Genomic DNA, 7,220 nt, shown 5'->3' on the forward strand with positions numbered 1-7,220 from the left:
TAGAGAGGTGTCGGCTGGTAGGCCGTCATCGCAGGCAAGCCAGCTCCCACAGTTGGATCGGGGGTGTCAGGTAGAGAGGTGTCGGCTGGTAGGCCGTCATCGCAGGCAAGCCAGCTCCCACAGTTGGATCGGGGGTGTCAGGTAGAGAGGTGTCGGCTGGTAGGCCGTCATCGCAGGCAAGCCAGCTCCCACAGTTGATCGCTGCGGCGGCCAAGCCGCGTCGAGAATCAGCCCTTGTGCAACTTACTCATCAACTGCGCCTCGGCCTGGGTCAGCCCGCACGACTGGGTCAACTCATCCACCGTCGCCCCCATGCCAACCAGCTTGGCCGCCTGGGCAAACGACAGGTTCGACGGATCACGCTGCTCCAACTGCACCAACCTGTCCGGCAACGGCGCAAGAATCGCACGCAGTTCATGCACCTCATCCCCCACCCGCACCGCACTTTGCTGGTAATGATCAACGCGCTTGACCAGTTCCAGAATGCGCCGGTCACGCACCACATCGCGCTCGGCCTGTTGCAAGGCCAACTCCCGCTGCTGGCGCACATAGCGCAGCACAAACGCCAAGGTCCCGGCCCACAACAGGGCCAGGACAATCACCGCTGCCTCAAGGAACAATCAGATGCTCTCCAGTTCCGACCACTCTTCTTCGCTCATCATCTTGTCCAGCTCAACCAGAATCAGCAGTTCGCCGTTCTTGTTGCACACGCCCTGGATGAACTTGGCCGACTCTTCGTTACCGACGTTCGGTGCGGTTTCCACTTCCGATTGGCGCAGGTAAACCACCTCGGCCACGCTGTCGACCAGGATGCCGACCACTTGCTTGTCGGCCTCGATGATCACGATACGGGTGTTGTCGCTGACTTCAACCGTGTCCAGGCCGAACCGCTGGCGGGTGTCGATCACCGTCACCACGTTGCCACGCAGGTTGATGATGCCCAGCACGTAGCTTGGCGCGCCTGGAACCGGGGCGATCTCGGTGTAGCGCAGCACTTCCTGCACGCGCATCACGTTAATGCCGTAGGTTTCGTTGTCCAGCTTGAAGGTCACCCATTGCAGGATCGGATCATCCAAACCTTGTGCGGACGCTGACTTGTTCATTCATCTGACCCCTTCAAATGCCGCTATCGACGGCGTGTGTGCACGTAGGCCGCGCAACCGCACGGCCCTTATTGTTCAATCAACTGCGTTTGTTCTGTGGCATTGCCTTCACCGCACCGCTGGCGATCAACTCGGCCAGCTCGGCGACATCCAGCAACGCGCACATGTGTTCAATCACCGTGCCCGCCAGCCACGGCCGCTGGCCGCGGTGGCTGCGCCATTTGATTTCATTGGGGTCCAGGCGCAACGAGCGGCTGACTTGATGCACCGCCAGCCCCCACTCGTAGCCCTGCACCGAGATCACGTATTGCAGGCCCTGGCGAAAATCATCGCGGTAGCGGTCGGGCATCACCCAGCGCGCCGTGTCCAGCACCTTGAGGTTGCCGGCCTGGCTGGGCAGGATGCCGAGGAACCACTCTGGCTGCCCGAACAACGGCGTCAGCTCCTGGCCTTCCAGGGAATAGATCGAGCCCAGGCACACCAGCGGCACCGCCAGGGTCAACCCGGCGACGTCGAACAGCAGGCACTCGAACGGCTCGGCAGCCCATGAGGGGCGACCGTCGCCCGTCACCGGTGGCGGCGTGATGCTGGGCGGCAGGTGCACGTCCACCAGCGGTTCGACCACCGGGGGCGCCACCACCGCGGGGGCGCTTGGCACCACCACGGGCACCTCCACCCCCTGCGCATCCCGTGCCTGCTCTTCCATCACCGCCTGCTGGAATTCATCCAGCGGGCTTTCGGGTTCGACAGCAGGCTCAAGTACCAGAATCGGTTCTGGCAGTTCCTCGGCCGTCGCATCCTGCAGCAAGGCATCCAGGTAGGATTCCAGTGCCAGTTGCGGGCGGGTCTTGAATTCGACAGGACGGTTCATCACGCCACCTGCGCCACAAGTTGTTGCGACAGCAGGTGCTTGAGCAACGCACGGTAGGCCAGCACGCCACGGCTCTTGCCGTCGAACTGCGACGGTGTGAGCCCGGCACGGCTGGCGTCACGCAGGCGCGTGTCCACCGGGATGTAACCGTTCCAGATGGTGTCCGGGTAGGCATCGCGCAATACGCGCAAGGTGCCGAGGGACGCCTGGGTGCGACGGTCGAACAAGGTCGGCACGATGCTGAACGGCAGCGCCTGCTTGCGCGAACGGTTGATCATCGCCAGGGTGCTGACCATACGCTCCAGGCCCTTGACCGCCAGGTGCTCGGTCTGCACCGGGATCACCAATTGCTGGCTGGCCGCCAACGCGTTGACCATCAGCACGCCGAGCAACGGCGGGCTGTCGATGATCGCGTAATCGAAGTCCTGCCACAGCTGCGCCAGGGTCTTGGCGATCACCAGGCCCAGGCCGCTCTGGCCTGGCGACTGGCGCTCCAGCGTGGCCAGGGCGGTGCTCGACGGCAGCAGGGAAATGCTTTCGTTGCTGGTGGGCAACAGCAGTTGCCCAGGCAGATCCGCCGGCACGCTGCCCTTGTGCAAAAACAGGTCATAGCAGCTATGTTCCAGCGCATCCGGGTCGTAGCCGAAATAGCTGGTCATGGAACCGTGGGGGTCCAGGTCGACCACGACCACACGCTTGCCCGCTTCGGCCAGCAAACCGGCCAAGGCGATGGAAGTGGTGGTCTTGCCGACTCCACCCTTTTGATTGGCAACTGCCCAGACTCTCATTCGGTTGGTTCCTCCCGGCGGGCACAGGCGCGACCGAGACATTGCATACGGTTATTGAGCCAGCGACGGAGAATTGACGTTACTCGGTCGGACCGGCGGTTTGACAACGGGCGGTGCAGTTTGTGTGCCAGCACGCTTCAACGCCGCATCCGGGGTGGCATTGGCGGTGCCGGTTCCGGTCAGGCTGCGACGCACATCCAGGTTGCGCGAGACCACCAGCACCACCCGGCGGTTACGGGCACGGCCTTCGACCGTGGCGTTATTGGCCACCGGCTGGAATTCACCATAGCCCACCGACGCCAGGCGCTGGGGGTTCACACCCTGCATCGCCAACATGCGCACGATGCTCGATGCGCGGGCCGAGGACAGCTCCCAGTTGGTCGGGTACTGCGCAGTGCTGATGGGGAAATTGTCGGTGAAGCCTTCCACGTGGATCGGGTTTTCAAACGGTTTGAGGATCAAAGCGACCTTGTCGATGATGGTGAACGCCTGGTCACTGGGCAATGCATCAGCACTGGCGAACAACAGGCTGGAGTTCAGCTCGATCTCCACCCACAACTCATTGCCACGCACGGTCATCTGGTTGGAGCTGATCAGGTCGCCAAAGGCGGCACTGATATCGTCTGCGATGCTCTTGAGCGGGTCGCTGGTGCCTTGGATACCGGCGGCGGTTTCATCACTGTCATTGACCAGAGGCTTGGCCGGGGTCACGGTCTTGGGCCGCTCTTCGCCGATAGGGATCGGCTTGAGCGACCGCTCGGCATCGTTGAACACGCCCACCAGCGCCTGGGAAATGATCTTGTACTTGCCTTCGTTGATCGACGAGATCGAGTACATCACCACAAAAAACGCGAACAGCAAGGTGATGAAGTCCGCGTAGGACACCAACCAGCGCTCATGATTGACGTGTTCTTCAGGCTCGCGACGGCGACGGCTCACAGACACTCCCCCCCACACACCCACCCCACTGTAGGAGCGAGCTTGCTCGCGAAGATCGTTAACGAAAACGCGGGCATCCTGAATGCACGCGGCGCTCTCGGGTTCTTCGCGAGCAAGCTCGCTCCTACGGGGGTACGGGTGTTCATGTGCATCAATCCATGAAGCCCTGAAGCTTCAATTCGATGGAGCGCGGGTTCTCGCCCTCGGCAATCGACAGGATGCCTTCGAGCAACATTTCGCGATAACGCGACTGGCGCATGGCAATCGACTTGAGCTTGCTGGCCACCGGCAGCAGCACCAGGTTGGCACTGGCCACGCCGTAGATGGTCGCGACAAACGCCACGGCAATGCCGCTGCCCAGTTGCGAAGGGTCGGCCAGGTTGCCCATCACGTGGATCAGGCCCATCACCGCGCCGATGATGCCAATGGTCGGCGCGTAGCCGCCCATGCTTTCAAAGACTTTGGCCGCGTTGATGTCACGGCTTTCCTGAGTGTAGAAGTCCACTTCGAGGATGCTGCGGATCGCTTCCGGTTCGGCGCCATCGACCAACAGTTGCAGGCCTTTGCGCGCGTAGCTGTCAGGCTCGGCATCGGCCACGCCTTCCAGGCCCAGCAGGCCTTCCTTGCGGGCGGTGAGGCTCCAATTGACCACGCGGTCGATGCCGCCTGCCAGGTCGACCCGTGGCGGAAAAATGATCCACACCAGAATCTGCATGGCACGCTTGAATGAGCTCAGGGGCGACTGCAACAACGCCGCGCCCACGGTGCCACCGATCACGATCAGCGCTGCCGGGCCGTTGGCCAAGGCGCCGAGGTGGCCGCCTTCCAGGTAGTTGCCACCGATGATGGCGACAAACGCCATGGTGATGCCGATCAGGCTCAACACATCCATCAGAGGCAGGCCTCCACCAGGTGCTTGCCGATGTCGTCCAGGCTGTAGACCGCATCGGCCAGGTCAGCCTTGACGATGGCCATGGGCATGCCATAGATCACGCAACTGGCTTCATCCTGGGCCCAGATGGCGCTGCCGCCCTGCTTGAGCAGGCGCGCACCTTCACGGCCATCGGCGCCCATGCCGGTGAGCACCACCGCCAGAACTTTGTCGCCATAGGACTTGGCCGCCGAACCGAAGGTGATATCCACACACGGCTTGTAGTTCAGGCGCTCATCGCCCGGCAGGATTTTGATCGCGCCACGCCCATCCACCATCATCTGCTTGCCGCCCGGCGCCAGCAGTGCCAGGCCAGGACGCAGAATGTCGCCATCCTCGGCTTCCTTGACGGTGATACGGCACAGCTTGTCCAAGCGCTCGGCGAACGCCTTGGTGAATGCCGCCGGCATGTGCTGCACCAGCACAATCGGCGCAGGGAAGTTGGCCGGCAGTTGGGTCAATACCCGCTGCAAGGCCACCGGGCCGCCGGTGGAGGTGCCGATGGCGACCAGCTTGTAAGCCTTGCGCTTGGGTGCCGGCGAATGCGCACTCGGCGCTGCGGCGGCACGCACCGGCGCGACCGCAGGCCGGGCCACGGGCGCCGGGGCCGGGCGCGCAAACGACGAACTGGGCGCCGCTGCGGCGGGCGCAGGCGTAGGGGCTGGCGCAGGTGTGCTGAACAGGCTGCGACGGTTACTGCGGGAAATGCTGTGCACCTTCTCGCACAGCATCTGCTTGACCTTGTCGGGGTTGCGCGAGATGTCTTCGAAATTCTTCGGCAAAAAGTCCACCGCGCCGGCATCCAAAGCGTCGAGGGTCACCCGCGCGCCTTCGTGAGTCAGCGAGGAAAACATCAATACCGGTGTAGGGCAGCGTTGCATGATGTGGCGCACGGCCGTGATGCCATCCATCATCGGCATCTCGTAGTCCATGGTGATCACGTCCGGCTTCAAGGCAATGGCTTGATCGATCGCCTCTTTGCCGTTGGTGGCCGTGCCGACCACCTGGATCGTTGGATCAGCGGAAAGAATTTCCGAGACGCGGCGGCGGAAGAAACCCGAATCGTCCACCACCAGGACCTTGACTGCCATAAACACTCCGTTAGGCGGGGCGGGCATGACCGCCCTGCCCCACCAGAATCAAATACGCCGTGCGGCGTAACGCTTGAGCATGCTCGGAACATCGAGAATCAGTGCGATGCGACCGTCACCGGTAATGGTTGCGCCCGACATGCCTGGGGTTCCCTGCAGCATCTTGCCCAAAGGCTTGATCACCACTTCTTCCTGGCCCACCAGTTGGTCGACCACAAAGCCGATGCGCTGGGTACCCACGGACAGAATCACCACATGGCCTTCGCGTTGTTCTTCATGGGCGGCCGAGGCCACCAGCCAACGCTTGAGGTAGAACAGCGGCAACGCCTTGTCACGCACGATCACCACTTCCTGGCCGTCCACCACGTTAGTGCGCGACAGGTCGAGGTGGAAGATCTCGTTGACGTTGACCAGCGGGAAGGCGAACGCCTGGTTGCCCAGCATCACCATCAGGGTCGGCATGATCGCCAGGGTCAACGGCACCTTGATGACGATCTTGGAGCCCTGGCCCTTGGTCGAGTAGATATTGATCGAGCCGTTGAGCTGGCTGATCTTGGTCTTCACCACGTCCATGCCCACGCCACGCCCGGACACGTCGGAGATCTCGGTTTTGGTCGAAAACCCCGGGGCAAAGATCAGGTTGTAGCACTCGGTGTCGGTCAGGCGGTCGGCGGCGTCCTTGTCCATCACGCCGCGCTTGACCGCGATATTGCGCAAGATGGTCGGGTCCATGCCTTTGCCGTCATCGGTGATCGACAGCAGGATGTGGTCGCCCTCTTGCTCCGCCGCCAAAATCACTTTGCCGTTGCGGGACTTGCCCGCAGCTTCGCGTTCTTCCGGAGTTTCTACGCCGTGGTCGACCGCGTTGCGCACCAAGTGGACCAGCGGGTCAGCCAGAGCCTCGACGAGGTTTTTGTCGAGGTCGGTTTCTTCGCCCACCAGTTCCAGGTTGATTTCTTTCTTGAGCTGGCGCGCCAGGTCACGAACCAGGCGCGGGAAACGGCCGAAGACTTTCTTGATCGGCTGCATCCGCGTTTTCATCACCGCGGTTTGCAGGTCGGCGGTGACCACGTCGAGGTTCGACACGGCCTTCTGCATGGCTTCGTCGCCGCTGTTCAGGCCCAGGCGCACCAGGCGGTTACGCACCAGCACCAGTTCGCCCACCATGTTCATGATGTCGTCCAGGCGCGCGGTATCCACACGCACGGTGGTTTCGGCTTCGCTGGCAGGTTTTTCCGCTGCCGCTGGGGCCGCTGCGCGCGCAGCCGCCCCAGCGGCAGCGGCAAAACCTACCCGCAACACCGCACCCACCGTCCGTGAGGATACCGCGACACTCGACAGCACCGACACACTCGTGGGCGGACCGGTGCAGGGCCGCAACCGCCAGGTGCGCATGGACCAGACCAGCACGGAAGCCGACACTCAAGAGGCCGGCAAGCAACCAACCACACGCCACCACAACCTACACAACCGCGAGGCAACAACCACCAGCCACCC

7 protein-coding genes and 1 pseudogene are annotated in these 7,220 nt (G+C 62.6%); all 8 read right to left on the minus strand.

All coding sequences use genetic code 11. From position 1 onward, the window contains the following. Positions 1-227: 227 nt before the first annotated feature. On the minus strand, positions 228-620 hold the full coding sequence (locus tag BMH52_RS25630; RefSeq protein ID WP_073845468.1) for a DUF2802 domain-containing protein: 393 nt from the start codon (positions 618-620) through the stop codon (positions 228-230). Then, positions 621-1,103, minus strand: a complete 483-nt coding sequence (locus tag BMH52_RS25635; protein WP_003192896.1) for a chemotaxis protein CheW — start codon at positions 1,101-1,103, stop codon at positions 621-623. 79 nt (positions 1,104-1,182) lie between these two features. Further along, on the minus strand, positions 1,183-1,974 hold the full coding sequence (locus BMH52_RS25640; protein WP_014719331.1) for a CheW domain-containing protein: 792 nt from the start codon (positions 1,972-1,974) through the stop codon (positions 1,183-1,185). Then, positions 1,974-2,762 (minus strand): ParA family protein, encoded by a 789-nt coding sequence (locus BMH52_RS25645; RefSeq protein ID WP_014719332.1) that lies wholly within the window; start codon positions 2,760-2,762, stop codon positions 1,974-1,976. The genes BMH52_RS25640 and BMH52_RS25645 overlap by 1 nt, the downstream gene beginning before the upstream one ends. Before the next feature lie 51 nt (positions 2,763-2,813). Further along, on the minus strand, positions 2,814-3,701 hold the full coding sequence (gene motD / locus BMH52_RS25650) for a flagellar motor protein MotD (protein WP_073845470.1): 888 nt from the start codon (positions 3,699-3,701) through the stop codon (positions 2,814-2,816). 151 nt (positions 3,702-3,852) lie between these two features. Then, complete coding sequence (locus tag BMH52_RS25655; RefSeq protein ID WP_003192902.1) at positions 3,853-4,593, minus strand: flagellar motor protein; 741 nt, start codon at positions 4,591-4,593, stop codon at positions 3,853-3,855. Beyond that, positions 4,593-5,723 carry a chemotaxis response regulator protein-glutamate methylesterase gene (locus tag BMH52_RS25660; protein WP_003192904.1) on the minus strand — a complete coding sequence of 377 codons (1,131 nt, stop codon included), beginning with the start codon at positions 5,721-5,723 and terminating at the stop codon, positions 4,593-4,595. The genes BMH52_RS25655 and BMH52_RS25660 overlap by 1 nt, the downstream gene beginning before the upstream one ends. A gap of 48 nt (positions 5,724-5,771) precedes the next feature. Next, a pseudogene (locus tag BMH52_RS25665) lies at positions 5,772-6,998 on the minus strand (chemotaxis protein CheA); the annotation flags it as partial. Positions 6,999-7,220 lie beyond the last annotated feature (222 nt).

Origin of the sequence: Pseudomonas sp. BTN1 (assembly GCF_001907715.1) — a bacterium.
Classification (GTDB): domain Bacteria; phylum Pseudomonadota; class Gammaproteobacteria; order Pseudomonadales; family Pseudomonadaceae; genus Aquipseudomonas; species Aquipseudomonas paracarnis.

Excerpts from the sequence above, each read along its gene's own strand:
- BMH52_RS25635 (WP_003192896.1), bottom strand. The coding sequence starts at position 1,103 with ATGAACAAGTCAGCGTCCGCACAAGGTTTGGATGATCCGATCCTGCAA.
- BMH52_RS25640 (WP_014719331.1), bottom strand. The coding sequence starts at position 1,974 with ATGAACCGTCCTGTCGAATTCAAGACCCGCCCGCAACTGGCACTGGAA.
- BMH52_RS25660 (WP_003192904.1), bottom strand. The coding sequence starts at position 5,723 with ATGGCAGTCAAGGTCCTGGTGGTGGACGATTCGGGTTTCTTCCGCCGC.
- BMH52_RS25645 (WP_014719332.1), bottom strand. The coding sequence starts at position 2,762 with ATGAGAGTCTGGGCAGTTGCCAATCAAAAGGGTGGAGTCGGCAAGACC.
- BMH52_RS25655 (WP_003192902.1), bottom strand. The coding sequence starts at position 4,593 with ATGGATGTGTTGAGCCTGATCGGCATCACCATGGCGTTTGTCGCCATC.